This window comes from Plectonema cf. radiosum LEGE 06105 (assembly GCF_015207665.1).
GTDB classification, from domain to species: Bacteria; Cyanobacteriota; Cyanobacteriia; order Cyanobacteriales; family Nostocaceae; genus Rivularia; species Rivularia radiosa_A.
In genome coordinates this window covers 1-19,230 of sequence record NZ_JADEWL010000089.1, presented here as the reverse complement: position 1 = coordinate 19,230, position 19,230 = coordinate 1, and the positions used below count along the sequence as shown (strand labels likewise).

17 protein-coding genes are annotated in these 19,230 nt (G+C 38.1%); 12 read left to right on the top strand and 5 right to left on the bottom strand.

What is annotated here, in order from left to right; genetic code table 11:
- Positions 1 to 34 precede the first annotated feature (34 nt).
- The 11 genes from IQ247_RS21570 to IQ247_RS21520 all read left to right on the top strand — a co-directional run bounded on the left by IQ247_RS21570 (position 35) and on the right by IQ247_RS21520 (position 11,801).
- Positions 35 to 520, top strand: a complete 486-nt coding sequence (locus IQ247_RS21570) for an allophycocyanin subunit beta (protein ID WP_193923204.1) — start codon at positions 35 to 37, stop codon at positions 518 to 520.
- 249 nt (positions 521 to 769) lie between these two features.
- On the top strand, positions 770 to 1,246 hold the full coding sequence (gene apcD, locus IQ247_RS21565; protein WP_193923203.1) for an allophycocyanin subunit alpha-B: 477 nt from the start codon (positions 770 to 772) through the stop codon (positions 1,244 to 1,246).
- 67 nt (positions 1,247 to 1,313) lie between these two features.
- A complete protein-coding gene (locus IQ247_RS21560) occupies positions 1,314 to 3,656 on the top strand; it encodes a phycobilisome rod-core linker polypeptide (protein WP_193923202.1) in 2,343 nt (780 codons plus the stop codon).
- Complete coding sequence (gene apcD / locus IQ247_RS21555) at positions 3,628 to 4,149, top strand: allophycocyanin subunit alpha-B (protein WP_193923201.1); 522 nt, start codon at positions 3,628 to 3,630, stop codon at positions 4,147 to 4,149. The genes IQ247_RS21560 and apcD (IQ247_RS21555) overlap by 29 nt, the downstream gene beginning before the upstream one ends.
- An 84-nt stretch (positions 4,150 to 4,233) precedes the next feature.
- The gene (gene psbD, locus IQ247_RS21550; protein WP_193923200.1) at positions 4,234 to 5,292 is read left to right on the top strand and encodes a photosystem II reaction center subunit D2; all 1,059 of its coding nucleotides are present in this window, start codon (positions 4,234 to 4,236) and stop codon (positions 5,290 to 5,292) included.
- A 153-nt stretch (positions 5,293 to 5,445) separates the two neighbouring features.
- Complete coding sequence (gene psbC / locus IQ247_RS21545) at positions 5,446 to 6,843, top strand: photosystem II reaction center protein CP43 (RefSeq protein WP_193923213.1); 1,398 nt, start codon at positions 5,446 to 5,448, stop codon at positions 6,841 to 6,843.
- A gap of 527 nt (positions 6,844 to 7,370) precedes the next feature.
- Positions 7,371 to 8,900: a photosystem II chlorophyll-binding protein CP47 gene (gene psbB / locus IQ247_RS21540; protein WP_193923199.1), complete on the top strand. Its 1,530-nt coding sequence runs from the start codon at positions 7,371 to 7,373 to the stop codon at positions 8,898 to 8,900.
- A 107-nt stretch (positions 8,901 to 9,007) separates the two neighbouring features.
- The gene (locus IQ247_RS21535; RefSeq protein WP_193923198.1) at positions 9,008 to 9,490 is read left to right on the top strand and encodes a Photosystem I reaction center subunit III; all 483 of its coding nucleotides are present in this window, start codon (positions 9,008 to 9,010) and stop codon (positions 9,488 to 9,490) included.
- Between the two features lie 123 nt (positions 9,491 to 9,613).
- Positions 9,614 to 9,766 carry a photosystem I reaction center subunit IX gene (locus IQ247_RS33650; RefSeq protein ID WP_193923197.1) on the top strand — a complete coding sequence of 51 codons (153 nt, stop codon included), beginning with the start codon at positions 9,614 to 9,616 and terminating at the stop codon, positions 9,764 to 9,766.
- Positions 9,767 to 9,891: 125 nt separating this feature from the next.
- A complete protein-coding gene (locus IQ247_RS21525) occupies positions 9,892 to 10,974 on the top strand; it encodes a D-alanine--D-alanine ligase family protein (RefSeq protein ID WP_193923196.1) in 1,083 nt (360 codons plus the stop codon).
- A 140-nt stretch (positions 10,975 to 11,114) separates the two neighbouring features.
- Positions 11,115 to 11,801 (top strand): hypothetical protein, encoded by a 687-nt coding sequence (locus IQ247_RS21520; RefSeq protein WP_193923195.1) that lies wholly within the window; start codon positions 11,115 to 11,117, stop codon positions 11,799 to 11,801.
- Between the two features lie 1,105 nt (positions 11,802 to 12,906).
- On the opposite strand, the gene IQ247_RS21515 is transcribed toward IQ247_RS21520, so the two are convergent.
- The 4 genes from IQ247_RS21515 to IQ247_RS21500 form a co-directional block, all read right to left on the bottom strand.
- On the bottom strand, positions 12,907 to 13,842 hold the full coding sequence (locus tag IQ247_RS21515; RefSeq protein WP_193923194.1) for an alpha/beta fold hydrolase: 936 nt from the start codon (positions 13,840 to 13,842) through the stop codon (positions 12,907 to 12,909).
- Between the two features lie 216 nt (positions 13,843 to 14,058).
- Positions 14,059 to 14,565, bottom strand: coding sequence for a DUF4112 domain-containing protein (locus IQ247_RS21510; protein ID WP_193923193.1), 507 nt, complete (start codon positions 14,563 to 14,565; stop codon positions 14,059 to 14,061).
- A gap of 133 nt (positions 14,566 to 14,698) precedes the next feature.
- Positions 14,699 to 15,589, bottom strand: coding sequence for a YihY/virulence factor BrkB family protein (locus IQ247_RS21505; RefSeq protein WP_193923192.1), 891 nt, complete (start codon positions 15,587 to 15,589; stop codon positions 14,699 to 14,701).
- Positions 15,590 to 15,633: 44 nt separating this feature from the next.
- Complete coding sequence (locus IQ247_RS21500) at positions 15,634 to 17,382, bottom strand: TIGR00271 membrane domain-containing protein (protein ID WP_228059939.1); 1,749 nt, start codon at positions 17,380 to 17,382, stop codon at positions 15,634 to 15,636.
- A gap of 132 nt (positions 17,383 to 17,514) precedes the next feature.
- On the opposite strand from IQ247_RS21500, the gene IQ247_RS21495 reads away from it, so the two are divergent.
- Positions 17,515 to 17,958, top strand: coding sequence for a hypothetical protein (locus IQ247_RS21495; RefSeq protein ID WP_193923191.1), 444 nt, complete (start codon positions 17,515 to 17,517; stop codon positions 17,956 to 17,958).
- A gap of 258 nt (positions 17,959 to 18,216) precedes the next feature.
- Here the strand turns inward: IQ247_RS21495 and IQ247_RS21490 are convergent.
- Positions 18,217 to 19,230 (bottom strand): response regulator (locus IQ247_RS21490; RefSeq protein ID WP_193923190.1); only part of this gene is annotated, 1,014 nt, incomplete at its 5' end.

Below are 19,230 nucleotides of genomic sequence, written 5' to 3'. Positions count from 1 at the left end.
AAAAAATCAAAACTTCACCTAGGGAACTTTAATTATGCAAGATGTAATTACTGCTTTGATTAATTCCTCTGATGTTCAAGGCAAATATCTAGATAATAACTACTTGGACAAACTAGAAACCTACTTCCATAGCGGTGATATGCGTGCGCGAGCTGCAACTGCTCTTAGTGCCAATGCTAAAAGTATAGTAACTCAGACTGTTGCCAAGTCTTTGCTTTACACAGATATTACTGCTCCTGGTGGCAATATGTATACGTGTCGTCGCTATGCTGCGTGCGTGCGCGACTTGGATTATTTTTTGCGCTATGCAACTTATGCCATGTTGGCTGGTGACACTTCAATTTTAGATGAGCGCATTTTAAATGGTTTAAGGGAAACTTACAATTCATTAGGAGTTCCCATAGGTGGAACTATCCGAGCAGTACAAGCAATGAAGGAAGTTGTTAGTAGTATGCTTGGTAACGAAGCAGGAAAAGAAATGGGTATTTACTTTGACCACATTGCTTCTGGTTTGAGTTAAAAAGCATTTTTAGGAGTTAGGAGGGAGGAGTTAGGAGGGAGGAGTTAAGAGTTAGGAGTTAGGAGTTAGGAGTTAGGAGTTAGGAGTTAGGAGTTAGGAGTTAGGAGTTAAGAGTTAGTACCACCGGAGTTGACAGTTGTTTATTACCCATTACCAATTACCCATTACCAATTACCAATTACCAATTACCAATTACCAATTACCCATTACCAATTTCTTCTAATTTTATCAACCAAAAATAGGATTTTTATGAGCATAATTACAAAATCAATTGCTCAAGCCGACCGAGAAGCTCGTTATCTAAATGTGGGTGAATTAACTGCTATCCGAGACTTTTATCAAGGTGGACTTTCTCGGTTAGACCTAGCCACAGTTCTCGTAGAAAACGAAAAAAAAATTGTGGGAAAAGCTAGTTTAAAGTTTTGGGAACGGTGTCCTGATACGCCTAGTAATAGTGGGAATAGAACCTATCGGGCTTCCTGTTTGCGAGACCAAAGTTGGTATATTCGCCTGATTACTTATTCCCTTGTAGTGGGAGATATAGAACCTTTAGCAGAAATTGGTACTATCGGGGTGAAGGAGATGTATGAATCTTTGGAAATTCCCCTACCCAATTTAGTAGAAGCTGTTTTTTGTCTCAAAGAAGTTTCTTTAGAATTCTTCCCTTTGCAAGATGTTACTGAAGTCGCACCTTATTTTGATTACTTGATTCAATCATTAATGTAGGGAGTAATTGTAGAGACGTAGCACTGCTACGTCTCTACAGATGGCAAATTATTAAGGATAAAGTTAAATGAGTGTAAAAGTAAGTGGTGGTAGTCCAGTTATCTATCCACAACAATATCAAAGTTTACCTATTTCAGTTATTTCTCAGGGGTCACAACAAGACCGTTACTTAAGAAGTACTGAACTTAAAGAACTAGAGTCGTTTTTTAATTCTGGTAAGTTGCGGTTAGAGATTGCAATAACTTTAACTAATAAAGCTGATGAAATTGTCTGTGCTGGAGCCAACCGGATTTTCGTTGGTGGTTCAGCTTCTGATTACCTGGAAAAGCCTCAAGAGCAGATAGGATTACCGGGTTCGGGATACTATATCGGTGAAGATTATCTGAGTGTGGCAAGAAGAAATCGTGTTGTTGCTGTTAAGGAACGTCTCGAATCAATACAACCCCCAAAGATTTTTGCTCCGATTAAGGCTTGGTGGGAACAAGTACGAACGCTCTATAGCGATAGAGACCCACTTCCAGGAGGTTTTCGTTTTATCAATATCTCTCGCTATGGACCAAAAAGAATGCAAAGGTCTATGCGAGACCTATCCTGGTTCTTGCGTTATATTACTTATGCAATTGTTGCTGGTGATGCCAGTATTCTCATCGTTAATGCACGAGGATTACGCGGAGTTATTCCAGAAGATGTAACAGAAGCTACCGTTGTTGCTCTCAAAGAAATGCGGCGACAGTCGGCGAGCTATTTGCAACTTAATACTGAAGCAACAAACATTATCAAGTACTATTTTGACATCCTGATTGCTGAGTACTTAGAAGAAAAACCTTCAGACAAACTGAGAATTGGAGTTTCCAATCAACAACAGGGTTTGGTATTACCGCAAAGTTATGCGATCGCGTCCGAACACCGACCAAAATTCACGTTCAAGTCGGTTATATCGGAAACAGAAAAGCGAGAAGTGATTAAAGCTGCTTATCGTCAAGTTTTTGAACGTGACATTACTGCAATATATGCCGGGAATAGTACAGAAATAGAATCTCAACTTAAGGGTGGACAAATCTCGATGAAAGAGTTTGTCCGCAGATTGGGTAAATCTCGCCTCTATCGGAGGCTTTTTTACGAGCCTTACACAATCAGTCGGGTTATAGAATTGGCGATGCGGCACTTTTTAGGTCGCGGGTTGAGTTCTTTATCGGAATTCCAAGAATATTTTGCAGTTATTACTAAAGGTGGTTTACCTAAACTGATAGATGCTTTAGTTGATTCTCAAGAATACTCCGATTACTTTGGTGAGGAAACAGTACCGTATTTGCGCGGATTGGGTCAAGAAGCTCAAGAATCTCGCAATTGGGGTCCGCAAATTGATTTATTCAAATATAGCGCTCCAGTTCGCAAAATTCCTCAGTTTGTAACCTTGTTTGGTAAATATCAAAAGCCTCTACCCAATCAACATCCTTACGGTTGTGGTAACGATCCATTAGAAATTCAGTTTGGTGCAGTTTTTCCTCAAGAGAATCGCAATCCTCATCCCGAACCTGCGTTTTTCAACAAAGATACTCGCCGGATTTTGATTAATTGTAGTTCGTCTTTTTACAATGGTAATCAAGCTAGCTATGATCGAGTACCCGGTTCTGCGGTTAGTATTATCAAGCTAAATCCTGTAAAAAAAGGAAATGCAAAGTTTTCACAAAATGGTAAAAACACAGATGAAACTACTAAGGTCAACAAGCCACAAAATAAAAGTATAAGTTTGGCGAAACACTCCCTTGAAGCTGTGATTAGAGGAGCTTATCGACAGGTATTCGGACGCGAATTGTTACAAGGTCAACGTTTAACAACCGCAGAAATCAAACTCAAAGGTGGTCAAATTACGGTGCGGGAGTTTATCCGTCAGTTGGCTAAGTCTAATTCATTTCGCAGAATGTATTGGGAAAAACTTTATATTACTAAGGCGATTGAATATATTCACCGGCGTTTGTTAGGTCGTCCCACTTATGGACGACAAGAAATGAATCGCTACTATGATATTTGCGCCACCAAGGGGTTTTACGCTCTGATCGATGAAATCGTCAACAGCCGGGAATACATCGAAGCCTTCGGGGAAAATACGGTTCCTTACGAGCGTTATATTACACCCAGAGGTTTTGCGATGCGCCGTTCTGCATCGGCTGAGGCTGTAAATTTAAGAGCTAAATCCTCACTTTCATCTCCATCTGAACTGGATGCCTTTATTCCCCAACAGCGGAACATCCAAAAACAACTTTTCTGGTCAGAATTTGCTCATACACAACAGAAAAACTCCGAATATGTATCCAACACCAACAACTCGAAACCAAAGTTAAGCCCAGAACCAATGACTAAATCTGAAACTCAGGAGAATTATGAGTATAGTCAAGCAAGTGATTCTTAATGCCGATGAACAATTGCGTTATCCTACCCCCGGAGAAATCCGCATGATTCAAAATTTTTGTCATACAGGAACGCAGCGGATTAGGATTGCGACAACTTTGGCAAAGAATCAAAGACGGTTGGTAGAACTAGCCAGCGATCAATTCTGGAAGCGGTGTCCTAACACCCCCAGTAATAGCGGCAATATGAGAAAGACATCTTCGTGTCAGCGCGATCAAGGTTGGTATATCCGTTTAGTTGCTTACTGTGTTTTAGCAGGTAATGAACAACCATTAACGGAAATTGGTATTGTCGGGATGAAAGAAATGTACCAATCTTTGGGTATACCCTTAGCAAATTGGGTAGAAGCATTGTGCTGTATCAAGGAACAAGCTGTATATCTTCTTGGCTCCGAGGATGCTGCTTTGGTGACTCCTTATTTTGACCGAATCATTCAAGCTCTTGCTTTACCTGGTACTCCTTACTTGATTAACGATGGCAACCCGGATTGGTGAAGATGTGCAATGGGGCATTTGAAAAAATTTGATAACTTCTATTGTTAGCTCACTCTTCAACTGTTAAAAAAAAGGAAAAATACTATGACTATAGCTCTCAAACGCAGTCAGACAGAGTGGAGATGGTTTACCGTTGTTGATGATTGGTTAAAACGAGACCGTTTCGTTTTTATCGGTTGGTCTGGTCTTTTACTATTTCCCTGTGCTTACTTATCTATAGGAGGTTGGTTTACTGGCACCACTTTTGTAACTTCTTGGTATACCCACGGTGTGGTCAGTTCTTACATAGAGGGCTGCAACTTTTTGACAGTAGCTGTTTCTACCCCTGCCGATAGTATGGGTCACTCTTTACTACTATTATGGGGACCTGAAGCACAGGGAAACTTGATCCGTTGGTTTCAAATTGGCGGATTGTGGAATTTTGTAGCTTTTCATGGTGTTTTCGGATTAATCGGCTTCATGCTACGGCAACTTGAAATTGCTCGACTTGTAGGTATTCGACCGTACAATGCTATTGCTTTCTCTGCACCGATTGCTGTTTTTGTTTCTGTATTCTTGATTTACCCTTTAGGTCAATCAAGTTGGTTTTTTGCTCCTAGCTTTGGAGTAGCCGCCATTTTCCGTTTTCTATTATTCTTCCAAGCTTTTCACAACTACACCCTCAACCCCTTCCATATGATGGGAGTAGCTGGTGTATTGGGTGGTGCTTTATTATGTGCTATACACGGTGCAACTGTGGAAAATACCCTGTTCAAAGATGGTAAAAATTTCAATACTTTCGGCGCATTTAGAGCAACTCAAGCAGAAGAAACTTATTCCTTTGTGACAGCTAATCGGTTTTGGTCGCAGATTTTTGGAATAGCCTTTTCTAACAAGCGGTGGTTGCACTTTTTTATGTTGTTTGTACCAGTAGCTGGCTTGTGGATGAGTGCAATTGGAATGGCAGGATTAGCCTTTAATTTACGAGCATACGACTTTGTTTCTCAAGAATTACGAGCAGCGGAAGATCCGGAATTTGAAACCTTTTACACCAAGAACATTCTTTTGAATGAAGGTGCTAGAACCTGGATGGCGCAAGAAGACCAGCCTCATCAACACTTCCAATTTCCCCCAGAAGTATTACCTCGTGGAAATGCTCTTTGATAGGGAATTGGGAATTGGGTAATGGGTCATGGGTAATTGGGAATTGGGTAATTGGGTAATTGGGTAATTGGGAATTGGGAGCAGGGAGAGGAAGGAAATAAATAATAACTGTCAACTGTCAACTGTCCACTATCAACTATCAACTAATTAATGATGGAAACACCTTTTGAAAATTCAGCCACAATAACCGTTAGCCCTGAACAGAGAGAAGGTCGCGACCAAGCATCTACTGGATATGCATGGTGGGCTGGGAACGCCCGTTTTATCAACTTATCCGGACGCTTCTTGGGCGCTCACGTAGCTCATGCAGGAGTGATTGCCTTCTGGGCTGGAGCAATGCTGTTGTTTGAAGTTGCTCACTACATACCAGAAAAGCCGATGTACGAACAGGGCTTAATTCTCATGCCTCACATTGCAACCCTCGGTATCGGTGTAGGAGCAGGCGGTGAAATAATAAATACTTTCCCATTTTTTGCTATTGCCGTAACCCATTTAATTGGTTCTGCTGTTTTAGGTTTTGGTGGCGTTTATCACTCAATTAAAGGACCTCAAAAGCTAGCAGGTTTCTTCAATTTTGATTGGACTGATAAAGACAAAGTTACTAGTATTTTGGGATATCACTTGATTGCCCTTGGGATAGCCGCTTACTTACTTGTCGCTAAAGCAATGTTTTGGGGTGGTTTATATGATACTTGGGTACCAGGAGGTGGTGACGTGCGGCTTGTGACAAATCCCACCCTCGATCCAAGAATCATCTTTGGTTATGTATTCAGCAATATTACGGGAGGTTCAGGTAATATTGTTAGCGTTGATAATTTAGAAGATTTAGTTGGTGGTCATATTTGGGTAGGCGGACTGCTAATACTTGGTGGTATTTGGCACATTGTAACGAAACCTTTTAAATGGACTCACAAAATCTTTATCTGGTCTGGTGAAGCTTACCTTTCTCAAAGTTTAGGTAATGTTGCCGGACAGGCTTTTATTGCTGCGATGTTTATTTGGTTTAACAATACTGCCTATCCTAGCGAGTTTTATGGTCCAACAGTAGCAGAAGCTGCCAATGCTCAAGTGTTGAACTTTGTAGTCCGTGACCAAAGTTTAGGAGCGAATATTTCTACATCTCAAGGCCCCACTGGTTTAGGTAAATATTTACAGCGATCGCCAACAGGAGAAATCATCTTTGGGGCTGAAACAATGCGGTTTTGGGATGTGAAAGCACCTTGGTTGGAGCCGTTGCGGGGAGTGAATGGGCTAGATATTGACAAGCTAAAGAATGATATTCAACCTTGGCAAAAACGTCGGGCTGCTGAGTACATGACCCATTCTCCCATCGGTTCTTTGAATTCAGTTGGAGGTCTAGCAACCGAAATTAATTCCTTTAACTTTGTCGGACCTCGTACCTGGCTGGCTTCTGCTCACTTTATTTTCGCACTACTGTTTCTTGTCGGTCATCTTTGGCACGCAGGTCGTGCAAGAGCTGCTGCTGCGGGCTTTGAAAGAGGTATCGAACGTGAAGATGAGCCAGTTTTATCGATGAAACCATTGGATTAATTCAACGTGAGTTCCCATAATCATAGAAGTCGGGTTTTTAAGATAAATCTCGATCGCACGCTTATAACAGTAATAAAAACCCGACTTCTTACCCCACAAAAAATTCAAGTTTTACAGCTTGTTTTCATAGGAATTCAGTAATCAGATGTTAATTCAGTTAGTAGTTAGAAAACATTAGTGGTAGCTGGTAAATACTTATTCATCAAGGAGATTTTAGTCTTTATGCTGATGTCATTTCGTAAAAATAATCTGGTAGTAGGGATAGAGGATTTGTTGCTCGAACACATCATTGTTCCTGTGGTTATCTTCTTTTTTTCAGTTACTGTGATGTTTTTAAACAGATTTTTTCCTGATTCGATATCAGGCACTTATCTACAACTTTTTTTTTAAATCAGGGAGTAGAAAAAATTAGCAGTTATCAATTTGTGATTTTAAAATTCATAACTTTTAACTCCCAACTCCTAACTCCTAACTCCTAACTCCTAACTCCTAACTCTTAACTAACTTTTTCATAAGGAACATTATTTATGGGATTACCTTGGTATCGTGTCCACACAGTAGTTTTGAATGACCCAGGAAGACTAATTGCTGTCCACCTGATGCATACAGCCTTGACAGCGGGATGGGCTGGCTCAATGGTTTTATACGAACTTGCTTTGTTTAACCCCACCGATCCAGTTTTCAACCCGATGTGGCGACAGGGGATGTATGTATTGCCTTTCATGGCTCGATTAGGTGTTACGGAATCTTGGGGTGGTTGGAGTCTCACGGGCGAACCTGTTACAGGATTTAGTTTGTGGACTTTTGAAAGTGTCGCCGCAGCTCATATTATCTTGTCAGGTTTATTATTTCTAGCTGCTTGTTGGCACTGGGTTTATTGGGATTTGGATTTATTTCAAGACCGTAAAAATAATCAACCAGTCCTCGATTTACCAAGAATATTCGGTATTCATTTGTTGCTTGCAGGTCTGCTTTGTTTTGGTTTTGGTGCTTTTCACCTTACAGGTGTATTTGGTCCGGGTATGTGGGTTTCTGACCCCTACGGATTAACTGGTCATGTCCAGGGTGTGGCTCCTGTGTGGGGAGCGGATGGCTTCAATCCTTTTAATCCTGGTGGTGTTGTAGCTCATCACATTGCTGCGGGAATTGTTGGTATTATCGGTGGTATTTTCCATATAGCCTTTCGCCCTCCGGAAGTACTCTATAGGGCTTTAAGAATGGGTAATATTGAAACTGTTCTGGCAAGTGCCTTAGCAACATTCTTTTTTGCAGCTTTTATTGTTTCTGGAACAATGTGGTATGGTAGCGCCACAACTCCGATTGAATTGTTTGGTCCGACTCGTTATCAATGGGACAGCGGTTATTTCCAAAATGAGATTAATCGACGAGTGCAAAGCAATTTGGCTGGAGGTGAAACCCGATCGCAAGCTTGGTCAAATATTCCAGATAAATTAGCTTTCTACGACTATGTTGGCAATAGTCCAGCTAAAGGTGGTCTATTCCGCGTCGGTCCGATGAATAAAGGAGATGGTATTGCTTTTCGTTGGTCTGGTCATCCAGTGTTTCAAGACAAAGAAGGTCGGGAATTGACGGTAAGACGGATGCCCAACTTTTTTGAAACTTTTCCAGTAGTTTTGACTGACAAAGATGATGTTGTGCGTGCAGATATACCTTTCCGACGAGCTGAATCAAAATTAAGCTTTGAGCAAGCTGGTACAACTGTCAGCTTTTATGGTGGTCAACTCGACGGTCAAACATTTACAGATCCAATTGATGTTAAACCATTTGCTCGTCGCGCTCAACTGGGTGAAATTTTTGAATTTGATAGTGCAACTCTGAATTCCGATGGGATATTCCGCACAAGTACCCGTGGATGGTTCGCTTTTGCTCATACAGTTTGGGGTTTACTATGGTTCTTTGGACATATTTGGCATGGTTCCCGCACAATATATCGAGATGTCTTTGCTGGTATTGATCCTGATTTAGAAGAACAAGTTGAGTTCGGTGTTTTCCAAAAAGTGGGTGATGTGACTACCCGCAAAAAACAACCTGTTTAATTGAGATTCCCGAAATGTAGAGACGGGGCGTATTGCTACGTCTCTACAAGGATTCTACGTTAAGCATGATGAATTTTGGCACAAGTCTAACAACAAAAAATAAAATCATGAAAAAAATATTTTTCGCACTACTACTTACAAGTTTTCTGTGGATGAATATTGTTCCTGTTGCATTAGCAGAGAACACGACACTGGTACCTTGTAAAGAATCTCCTGCATTTGTAGAACGGATGCAAAATGCACCTGATAATTATTACACTACCAAGCCATTTCAGGCTTATTCGCGATTACTCTGTGGTGATGATGGTTTACCACATTTAGTTCTTGACCGTTTAAACCTGGCATTTGACGTAATGGCTCCGATTACGATGTTCTTATACATTGCAGGTTGGATAGGTTGGAGCGGACGTTCTTACTTAATAGCAATCAGAAAAGAAGGTGCAGGAGAAGAAAAGGAATTGTTTATTGATATCAGACTCTTCCTAAGTTGTATGATCAAGGCTTTAATGTGGCCGATATTAGCAATCAAAGAGTTTTTAAGTGGCGAATTAGTTGCTAAAGATGATGAAATTCCAATTTCAATTCGTTAGTAAAATAAAAATCAACCAATAATATCATGTCCGGATGATTAGTTATTATTCGCTGTTGATTGGTAATAAATAATTGGTAATGGGTATTGTTCCCAACTTAATATTTTTGAAGGAGAATTAATCATGGAGTCACGTTATTTCTTGAAATATCTTTCTAGCGTTCCCGTTATTGCTACCTTAGCAGTGATTATTTTGTTTGTAATTTTCGTTACATTAAATTACTTGTTTCCTGGATTACAATACGGGACTTTTTTCCATCCTTTACCTTCCAATTAAGTCAGTTCTTAATTTTGACCGCCGAAAATCAACATTATAAAGAATTATGTAACCAAAAAAATTCAACAATAATCACAGGTTATGATACCCTATCTGCAATTAGTTACGATTTATAAGTATTCAAAATGACAAAATTGCGGGTAGGTTTACTTTTTGGTGGTCGTTCTGGGGAACATGAAGTTTCCATCGTTTCAGCTAGAGCAATTGCAAAAGCGATAAACGCAGAGGAAAACGTTAATAAATACGAATTATTGCCTTTTTATATTAAAAAAGATGGTACTTGGCAAGGTCCTGATATGGCAAGTCAGGTTTTAGCTTCGGGGGAAGCCTTATCAACCGAATCTCAATCTAATCTTTGGCAATTCCCAGCAGAAGCACAAACGGTAGACGTGTGGTTTCCCATTCTCCACGGACCTAATGGTGAAGATGGTACGATTCAAGGATTACTCAGCTTGATGCAAGTTCCCTTCGTTGGTTCGGGGGTATTGGGTTCCGCTGCGGGTATGGATAAAATTGGCATGAAATCCATATTTGCTCAAGCTGGATTGCCGCAAGTTAAGTATATGGCTTTGACTAGAGAACAAATTTGGTCAAATCCCTGTATTTTTCCCAAACTTTGTGATCAAATTGAACAAACCTTATCGTATCCTTGTTTCGTCAAACCCGCGAATTTAGGTTCATCCGTCGGTATCGCCAAAGTGCGATCGCGCTCGGAATTAGAAGCGGCTTTGGATAGTGCGGCAAGTTACGATCGCAGAATTATTGTGGAAGCTGGAGTGACTGCCAGGGAAGTTGAATGCGCTGTTTTAGGAAATGATAATCCTAAAGCTTCTGTCGTTGGTGAAATCACTTACGAAAGCGATTTCTATGACTATGAAACTAAATATACTAGTGGCATGGCAGATTTACTGATTCCAGCGCCGATTCCTGATGCGGTAATTCAACAAATTCAAGAGAAAGCAATACAGGCATTTACTACCCTTGACTGTGCCGGATTAGCACGGGTAGACTTCTTCTATGTTGAAGCGACAGGAGAAATTTTAATCAACGAAATCAATACTCTGCCTGGTTTTACATCAACAAGTATGTATCCACAACTTTGGGCAAACAGCGGTGTTTCTTTCCCGGAATTAGTCGATCAATTGATTCAATTCGCTTTAGAAAGAAACTCAACCCCGGATAATAATCAAGTCACTTTGAACACCTAAATTTTATTGAGAATCAATGGATTGAGTAGTCAATCTTTCCAAAAGAGACTACTTAAATCCTCCGATTGATTACGGATACGTCAAACCTTGTTACTCCAGTACAATTTATATCTTGAGAAGTGCAAATCTGAAAAAAAGTCATGGAAAACACTCAGAGTGTACAGCAGGAGTCGTCTAAAGTCAAAGAGTCCGCACCTATTTTAGAAAGCAACGAATCGACAAAGAAAATAAACAGTTTTGGTAATGTAGCAATATATTTATTCACCCATTACCCTTGGCTATTTTTGGCCGGTTTATTGTTGATGTTTCTGGGAGGAGGTGCGCTGTCAATATACAGTTTAGGTTATGTTGATGAAAGTATAAAACGTAAAGATTTGGAAGAATTAGATGCTGAGGTTATACCACCACAGGTAAGTGTTGAAGTAGCCGAAAGTAATGAAAGTCCTATACCCTTATGGATGGTAGCTGCTATAGCTCTTAGTTGCGCTAGTGGATGTTTAGTAATTTTAAGATTTATCAATCGTCCCAGAAAAAAACCTAAAATCATCAAGCGTGTTGTTAATCGCGATGAAATACGTTTAGCACAGGGACGTTATCAAGCAATGGAAGCACGTTTACCAAAAAGGAAAACACCTGTTTATGTATCATCCCATCCACGGAGAACTCCGATAATGGCTATGCCTCCGCAAAAGCCGCAACCAAAGCCTGTTATTACAGTTTTACCCCCCGAACATAGTTTTAAGCCCGATCAAAACAATCAAGATTCTTTGGCTGATATTATGGATATTCGCAAACAAAACTCTTTATCGTCAATGTTGCATAAGTAGTATAACAATGGTCATATTGGTTAGGACATCATCATTTTGTTCTTAAGGGAACTTTTACTCTTAACAGCAAACTCTTAACAGAAAAATGCCCTAACAATTTTGGCTACCCTTCGGTTTAGTATAAATGTACTAATATTTTCCCAGGATAAATTTTTTGTTAATTCATATCTTGCACCATAGAAAGCTATCGTCAAAATAATTACTAATTATTTGACTTAGTTTTTATCCGCCTAGAACTGCAAGTCCCAGTTTGATAGCAGAAGCCCATTTTAATGGACTAAAGATATTACAGCTTTACGTTAGTTATATTTTTATTTCTATTTTTTATCATGTAGTTAATTATGCGTAAAGTGCAAGATATAAGTTAATTAAATATTAAATATTAAGAGCTAAGGTTAAAGATTGTCACTCCACGCTTTCGAGAATTTCCCGTCGATATGCGTGTTTTTTTGTGTTTATCATTCCTTCCTTGTCTCTGGCAAGGAATGCAGTATCTGAGGCTAGGGCATAACTCTACCTCCTAATCAACTGGAGGCAGAGCTTCACGCAGCTTTTTCCCAGGTGGAGACTGGCAACCAGTTCTATATACAATTATAGAAAGCGTTGTGAGCAGTCTAAATTAAGGTATTAACCGCCTTATTGCCTGATTTTAAACTAAATTATCAAACAAATTAGAAAACCTGCCAAAATGGCAACCAACTTCAAATTGAGTCAGTTATCTTTAATCAAGATAAACGACTTCAAGGGTGTTGTTATCAGGGTGTATCACTTTAATAACCGATTGTGATACGCTCTTTACCAAAAAAAATTATCTTTTTTGAATGGGATATATATCCTAACAGTTAAATGAGATAATTGTCAATGATAATTAGGATTAAAAGAAAATTCAAAAAATCAAAAAAAAATTACAAAAAAATATAAGTTTAGTTTGCCGCATTAGGAATACCAACCGCGTACAAATGTTGCGTTGGCCCAAAAACAGCCCCCAAAATCAAGGCAATGTTTGTACGTATTCCTGAACGCTTCAGCGGCAAATGTAAGAATGGGAGTGAATGCTTGTGGTATGCATCCTCCCATTCTTATTTTTATGGGTACTTTTTGTGATTCAGAAGAATTTTGTACTTCTTAAAAATTCAATAGTCGCTATTTTAATTGCATCTGCGGAACCACTTGAAGCGTCATGATGACAGTTAGTAAGAATTTGGAATTGAGAATTAGAAATCAGCTGATGTAGTTTTTTCCCATCTTCAATTTTGAACCAACTATCTTGTTCACCCCACATAATTAATGTATGACATTCAATCTTAAATAAATGTTCCTGAATTTTGGTCAACCAATTAGGTTGATTGTTTTGAGAATTTTCAATTTCTCGTGCAGCGATTTGTAATTCTTGAGCAACTTTAAAAAAAGTACCGGGGAACTCGATATAGGGGTATGTTATCCAGAATACATCTTCCGTTGTCAAAATTGAAGGGTCAAATAATACATTACGTCTTTCTATTGCCATGATTTCTCTAATCAATGGTGCGAAAAGGTAACTTAAACGGAATTTATCAATTATTTCTATTAATTGTAGGGGTGTGTTTGCGAGTACAGACATACCCCAATGAGGAAGCTTTTTCGCGAATACTGGAACATTAACAATTACCAAATGAGAAACTAATTCCGGATATTCTTCAGCAAAAGCGAGAGCAATTAAACCTCCTAGAGATTCTGCTAATATTGCTACTGGTTCATCACATAATGATTTAATAATGCGTTGTAATTCAATTACTTGATGACCTGTAGTTTCTTCGCGATGTAATGGTTTTTCCGAAAATCCAAATCCTTTAGCATCAAAGCAAATAACTCGAAAATATTTAGATAATGGTTCGATTAGATAGCGCCAATTATAGCTCCAGCTACCAATACCATGCAGTAAAAATAAAGGTTTACCCGTACCTTTTTCACCATAAGCAATTTGTACGGGATAACCTTGACTATCAGTAATAGTTATTTTTTGTTGTCCTTGAGGAAAGGTATTTTGCCACCAGTCTTTCATTAATGGGTAATGGGTAATGGGTAATGGGTAATGGGTAATTGGTAATGGGTAATTGGTAATTGGTAATGGGTAATGGGTAATGGGTAATGGGTAATTGGTAATTGGTAATGGGTAATTGGTAATGGGTAATTGGTAATTGGTAATGGGTAATTGGTAATTGGTAATTGGTAATTCCTAACTCCAAACTCCTAACTCCAAACTCCTAACTCCTAACTCCTAACTTCCTGTAAAAATTCCCCAAATTAAACGTGTAATTACGACGGAAAATGTAACTAAACCGATAGCAAGCAATAATAATACAGCTAAAAGTATAAATACGAACCAAATATCTGCTCTTTTATTTTGACTAGGAAATTTCAAATGTTCTTCCAACAATTTGATGTTATGGTCATTCGCTTTCCAAGCAAAATCAAAAAAGTCTCCTAAAACGGGTACTAAACCTACTAAGGCATCAATAATAATATTTACAGTCATTCTGCCTAAAGTTGCTTTAGAAGCACCCAATCGTGCCGATTCTAAGACAATATAGGCTGAAAGCAGAACACCTAAAAAGTCACCACCTGCGGGTATTAGTCCGAGTAGTGGATCTAAACCTACACCGATTCCGGTACCGGGAATAGTAATAGCTTTATCTAAGATGCGACTGAGAATCCGTAAACGTTTTAAAGTAGGTGCTTTGATATCAGGGTTGAGAGAATAAAATTGAGAAGGTGGCAAAGACATGGGAGGAATGACTTTTATAGGATGAAATAGCTTGTTCTTTTATTGTTATAATTGAATGTTGGATAATATTGCAGTAAAGATGTAGTTTAAAATACTATTTAATTAATTTCAATAATTTCAATTTCAATCAGCTTCAATTTTTTTTGAAGGAATTGGGATACATATTTTCTCCAACAGTGACGTTTAATTGATTACCTATTAATATTACAGCAGCAGTCATATAAAGCCATAGCATGAGTACAATTACAGTACCAATAGCGCCATATGCTTTATTGTAATTGCCAAAATTCGCGACATAAATTCTAAATAAATTTGAGACAAAAGCCCAGCAAATAGCTGCAAATATTGCTCCCGGCATAATTGGTGTTCCTTTTTTCCAACGGCTTGGTCCATAACGATAAATAAAAGCGAAGGCAGAAGCTACAATTATTAATGCTAATGGATAACGCATCAAGTTCCACAGGTCGGATAAAAAGTTTAAGTAACCAGCAGAATTATCTACTAGAAACTGCAACAGTTCTCCACTGATAAATACTAAAATACAAGCTATTAACAAAAGGATAATAGTTCCAATTGTTAAAGCTAAAGACACTATTTTGGCTTGCCAAAATGGACGTTTTTTATCTAAAGATGTTTGTTGAATTTGGTCTAAAGCAGCCATTACGGTACTAATTGCACCAGAAGAAGTCCAAAGTGCAGCGATAAAACTTAAAGAAAACAATCCGCCATTTTTGGAGTTAGCAATTTCATTTCTAGCAAATTCTGTAATTAAATCTAAAACTTCTTGAGGTGCGATTTCGCTAAGTTGTTGTGCTAGTTCATTAAAGATATTTTGCAAACTTTGTTCTAACAAACCAATTGCCGTCAAAATAGCAAGAATTCCTGGAAATAGAGATAACATGGCATTATAAGCGATTTCGGAAGCTAATCCTAATAGTCGCTGTTTTCCTACATTACTAGCAACTTGTTTAAGAGTGTTGAAACTCAGGTGACGAAAAAATCTCAAAAAACGAGGTTTGATCATAATTGGGTAATTGATAACTGATAACTGATAACTGATAACTGATTTCAAGTCAACTTGAGTATGACATTTGACTGAGTTTCTTCTCCGATTTTTGCGGTAATTCGTTTTTTATCGATTTTCCATTTAAATTCAAAGTACTCTTGAATAACTTTTGCCCTTGTCTTATTAGTTTCTACAGTTTCATCTGGTTTTTGATTGGCAATTACTTCTAGATTTAAGTTAGGTTGTTGCTGTAAAGTAGAAGCTATACTATCTAAAATTTCAAGGCTTTCGGTTGTAAGTATTGTTGATTTTTCTTCAAAGTTAATTCTTACGGGAGTTGCAGCAATCCTCTTCATGCTGACTTTTGCTGATGGGTAATTCAGTCTTTGTCTAATATCATTAGCAAGTAAAACTTGAGCATCTTTATCAATATCGCGATCGCTTAAATATATGATGCGGATAGCCATCGATTCTACTGGATTGTTAATCAAATCGTAATTAATCATCCTTGCAGGTGGTGGAAGTCTTAAATTAAGTAAAGCTGAGTTGATTTCTTGCAAAAAATTGGCTTGTAATTGAGCAATGGTAACGATTGGTTCTGATGGCTCTTCTTGAGGTGTTGTGCGTAAAAATTGATTGGATGCGGTAGGAATTTCAATTAAGTTTAAGGATAATAATTCTTGCGGTTTACCTAAACGGTTTGCTAATAGTTTAACGAACTGATTTTGTTCTTTGGGTGTATATAATTCACTAGTAAAAATCTGGAGTTGAATCGTTAACTTACGATTTTTTTCACGAGTTGAAACTTGACTAATAAAAGAACGTGGTTCCCCTGAAGGTAAATCGGCAAAATTTTCGATCCAAATGTCTCTAATTGCTGAATTAATCCGATTTTCCTGTTGTTTTAAAGTAATTTCCTGTTTAAGTTGCATAAATGATTGATTGAGAGGAAATAAAATACTCAAAATCGTAATTACAATTAATATAAATCTACCGGGAAGACTACCAATTTTTTTTAAATGTTTTGATTGAGGAAGTAATTCTAAAAAATTTCTTGCCCAGTGAGTTTCTTTGTATTTTATTCGCCATTCTCTAACTGTTTGTTTAGTGCTAACACTATCAATATGTAAAGCCAAAAAAACAATCATGGCGGTAAAAGTAATTGCTACCAAGTTGGTGAAAAACAATAATCCACCACCTCTTGCAACCCGCAATCCATTTATCATATTGACGCTGACAGCGATACCAAACCCGTATCCTACAACACATAGAGGTGGCATCAACGCAACTGCGATCGCAACACCAGGAATTGAAGTTACTACCCCTTTTGGCTTTTTACAAATAGCCACAGAACCTACAGCACCGGAAAATAATGCTACTACTAAATCTAAAATATTCGGTTGAGTACGGGCTAAAATTTCTGGTGTCATTTCCTTAAAAGGTAGTAAGGAAACTAACAGCACCGCAAACAAAATAGCAACTAGACAAGAAAGCGCTAGCTTAATAATTGCCCGGACAGCTAAAATTATATCACCCGCAGCCAAGGCTAAACCATTACCCAAAATACTCCCCATCAAAGGAGAAATTAACATTGCTCCAATAATCACCGCAGGGCTATTTAATACCAGCCCAACAGTGGCAATCCCAGCCGAAAAAAGCACTTCAATCCAATAGCTAATGTCTTTGAGAATGACAGAATTACATATTCCCAGATAAACTTCTTCCTTACGAACTGCATCAATTTCTAAATTATTTGACAGCCAATCTCGGAACATACCAAATTTTTGACCTTTTTTATTTTGCTGACTCATGATATGGGAGGATGGGGTTCGGGGGAGATGGGGAGATGAATTTTTGGTGTTAAGCCTTAATTTATCGTAAAAATATAGTTATGTGAGATGAATTTGCTTTTTTGATCGTAAAATCCTTACAGATATTATTCTATGAGTGAAGATTTAACCCAACAATGGTTGACGGAGATTCAAGCCTTGAAACAGCAGATAGCACAACTTCAAGCTGAACGAATCGCGACTTGGGAAAGTACTGAAAAATGGCGTAAACTTTACAACACCGAAGCCGAACAACGTCGTAATGATGCTCAACTTTTTCAGCAGACTATTGCTTCCTTGAAAGCAGAAATTCAGAAACTTAAAGGTATAGAAGATGCCACTCTTCCAGATAGCGAGACAGTGACAGCGATTCAGCAGGAAGTAGCCCAACTCACAACACTAGAAGATTTGAAAACCAAACTTACCTTAACTATGAAAGAACGCGATCGCCTTTTCCAAGCTTTAAAAACGGAACAAGATAACCATTCTCAAACCCGTAAAAGTTTAACTACTGCATTAGGTGATGCTATCGATGGTTTGAAGCGGCAAAAAAACTAATATAGGTTAAAGGTTAAAGGTTAGAGGTCAAAGGTTAAAGGTTAAAAGTGAAAATTATACTTGTTATTTCTGTGGTTATTACTGATTAAAAAATATTTCACAAATTTAATTACCCATTACCAATTACCAATTACCCATTAGCAATTACCAATTACCAATTACCAATTACCCATTACCAATTACCCATTACCAATTACCAATTACCCATTACCAATTACCCATTCCCAATTACCAATTACCAATTACCCATTACCAATTTTAATCAATTGCTTCGAGTATTTTGTCAAATTGAAAGTTTTCGGCAAAATGTTTTAAAACAGTTGTTAATTCGGTGTTTTGGGGCGGGATTTCTTCTATTAGCTCGAATATTAAATTGTCGCTACATTGGGCTGCGGCATGAGATATTTGTGCTACCAATTCAGGGGGTATTTGAGATAATAAATTACGTAAATTAGTTGATGTAAAAATGTTTGTAGATATAGGGGTTACTGGTTGAGGGGTAGAGTTTTCTTCTTCTTCTTGATATAAATATTTTACTCCCAGATGTTGCTTGAGTTTTTTTAATAGTGTTTCTTTAGAAAATGGCTTGTTAATTAAATCATCGCAACCGGCTTGAATAATTATATTTTTTTGTTCTTCAAAGGCATTTGCAGTTAAAGCAATAATGATAGTTTTTTTTGTAATGAAACTATGAGATATTGTTTCTTTCTCTCTGGATTTAATAATTTTTGTGGCTTGATATCCGTCCATTGTTGGCATTCGCATATCCATTAATATCAAGTGTGGCTGCCATTCTTCCCATAGAATTATTGCTTGTGAACCGTTAGCAGCTTCTTGGACGTTAAATCCAAGCTGGGAAAGCATTTTTATGATTAATAAACGACTTTCCGGACGGTCATCAACGACTAAAATACGATATTGTATTTGAGATGGAACTAAACTAATTATTTGACAGTTATTTTGATTAATTTCGGTTTTCGGTGGAAAAGCAAGATTTACTTGAATATCAAAACTGAATTTTGAACCAACTCCCGGCGTACTTTCAACTGTAATATCTCCTCCCATTAACTGTACATATTTACGGCTAATTGCTAAACCTAAGCCGGTTCCCTGCTGTGATTCTCTTCCAGAAGAGGTTTGTTTAAAGGCTTCAAATAAAAGTTCGATTTCTTCGGGTAAAATACCAATTCCTGTGTCTGTAACTTCAAAAATGAGACAAATTTTGGGAGCAGAAGAAGTAATTTCTAACTTCTCTCCCCCCATCTCCCCATC

Bases quoted from the DNA above. Each gene is read 5' to 3' on its own strand.
- psbC (WP_193923213.1), top strand. From the start codon at position 5,446: ATGGAAACACCTTTTGAAAATTCAGCCACAATAACCGTTAGCCCTGAA.
- apcD (WP_193923203.1), top strand. From the start codon at position 770: ATGAGCATAATTACAAAATCAATTGCTCAAGCCGACCGAGAAGCTCGT.
- IQ247_RS21515 (WP_193923194.1), bottom strand. From the start codon at position 13,842: ATGAAAGACTGGTGGCAAAATACCTTTCCTCAAGGACAACAAAAAATA.
- psbD (WP_193923200.1), top strand. From the start codon at position 4,234: ATGACTATAGCTCTCAAACGCAGTCAGACAGAGTGGAGATGGTTTACC.
- apcD (WP_193923201.1), top strand. From the start codon at position 3,628: ATGAGTATAGTCAAGCAAGTGATTCTTAATGCCGATGAACAATTGCGT.
- IQ247_RS33650 (WP_193923197.1), top strand. From the start codon at position 9,614: ATGGAGTCACGTTATTTCTTGAAATATCTTTCTAGCGTTCCCGTTATT.
- IQ247_RS21535 (WP_193923198.1), top strand. From the start codon at position 9,008: ATGAAAAAAATATTTTTCGCACTACTACTTACAAGTTTTCTGTGGATG.
- IQ247_RS21505 (WP_193923192.1), bottom strand. From the start codon at position 15,589: ATGATCAAACCTCGTTTTTTGAGATTTTTTCGTCACCTGAGTTTCAAC.
- IQ247_RS21570 (WP_193923204.1), top strand. From the start codon at position 35: ATGCAAGATGTAATTACTGCTTTGATTAATTCCTCTGATGTTCAAGGC.
- IQ247_RS21510 (WP_193923193.1), bottom strand. From the start codon at position 14,565: ATGTCTTTGCCACCTTCTCAATTTTATTCTCTCAACCCTGATATCAAA.
- IQ247_RS21500 (WP_228059939.1), bottom strand. From the start codon at position 17,382: ATGAGTCAGCAAAATAAAAAAGGTCAAAAATTTGGTATGTTCCGAGAT.
- IQ247_RS21520 (WP_193923195.1), top strand. From the start codon at position 11,115: ATGGAAAACACTCAGAGTGTACAGCAGGAGTCGTCTAAAGTCAAAGAG.
- IQ247_RS21525 (WP_193923196.1), top strand. From the start codon at position 9,892: ATGACAAAATTGCGGGTAGGTTTACTTTTTGGTGGTCGTTCTGGGGAA.
- IQ247_RS21495 (WP_193923191.1), top strand. From the start codon at position 17,515: ATGAGTGAAGATTTAACCCAACAATGGTTGACGGAGATTCAAGCCTTG.
- IQ247_RS21560 (WP_193923202.1), top strand. From the start codon at position 1,314: ATGAGTGTAAAAGTAAGTGGTGGTAGTCCAGTTATCTATCCACAACAA.
- psbB (WP_193923199.1), top strand. From the start codon at position 7,371: ATGGGATTACCTTGGTATCGTGTCCACACAGTAGTTTTGAATGACCCA.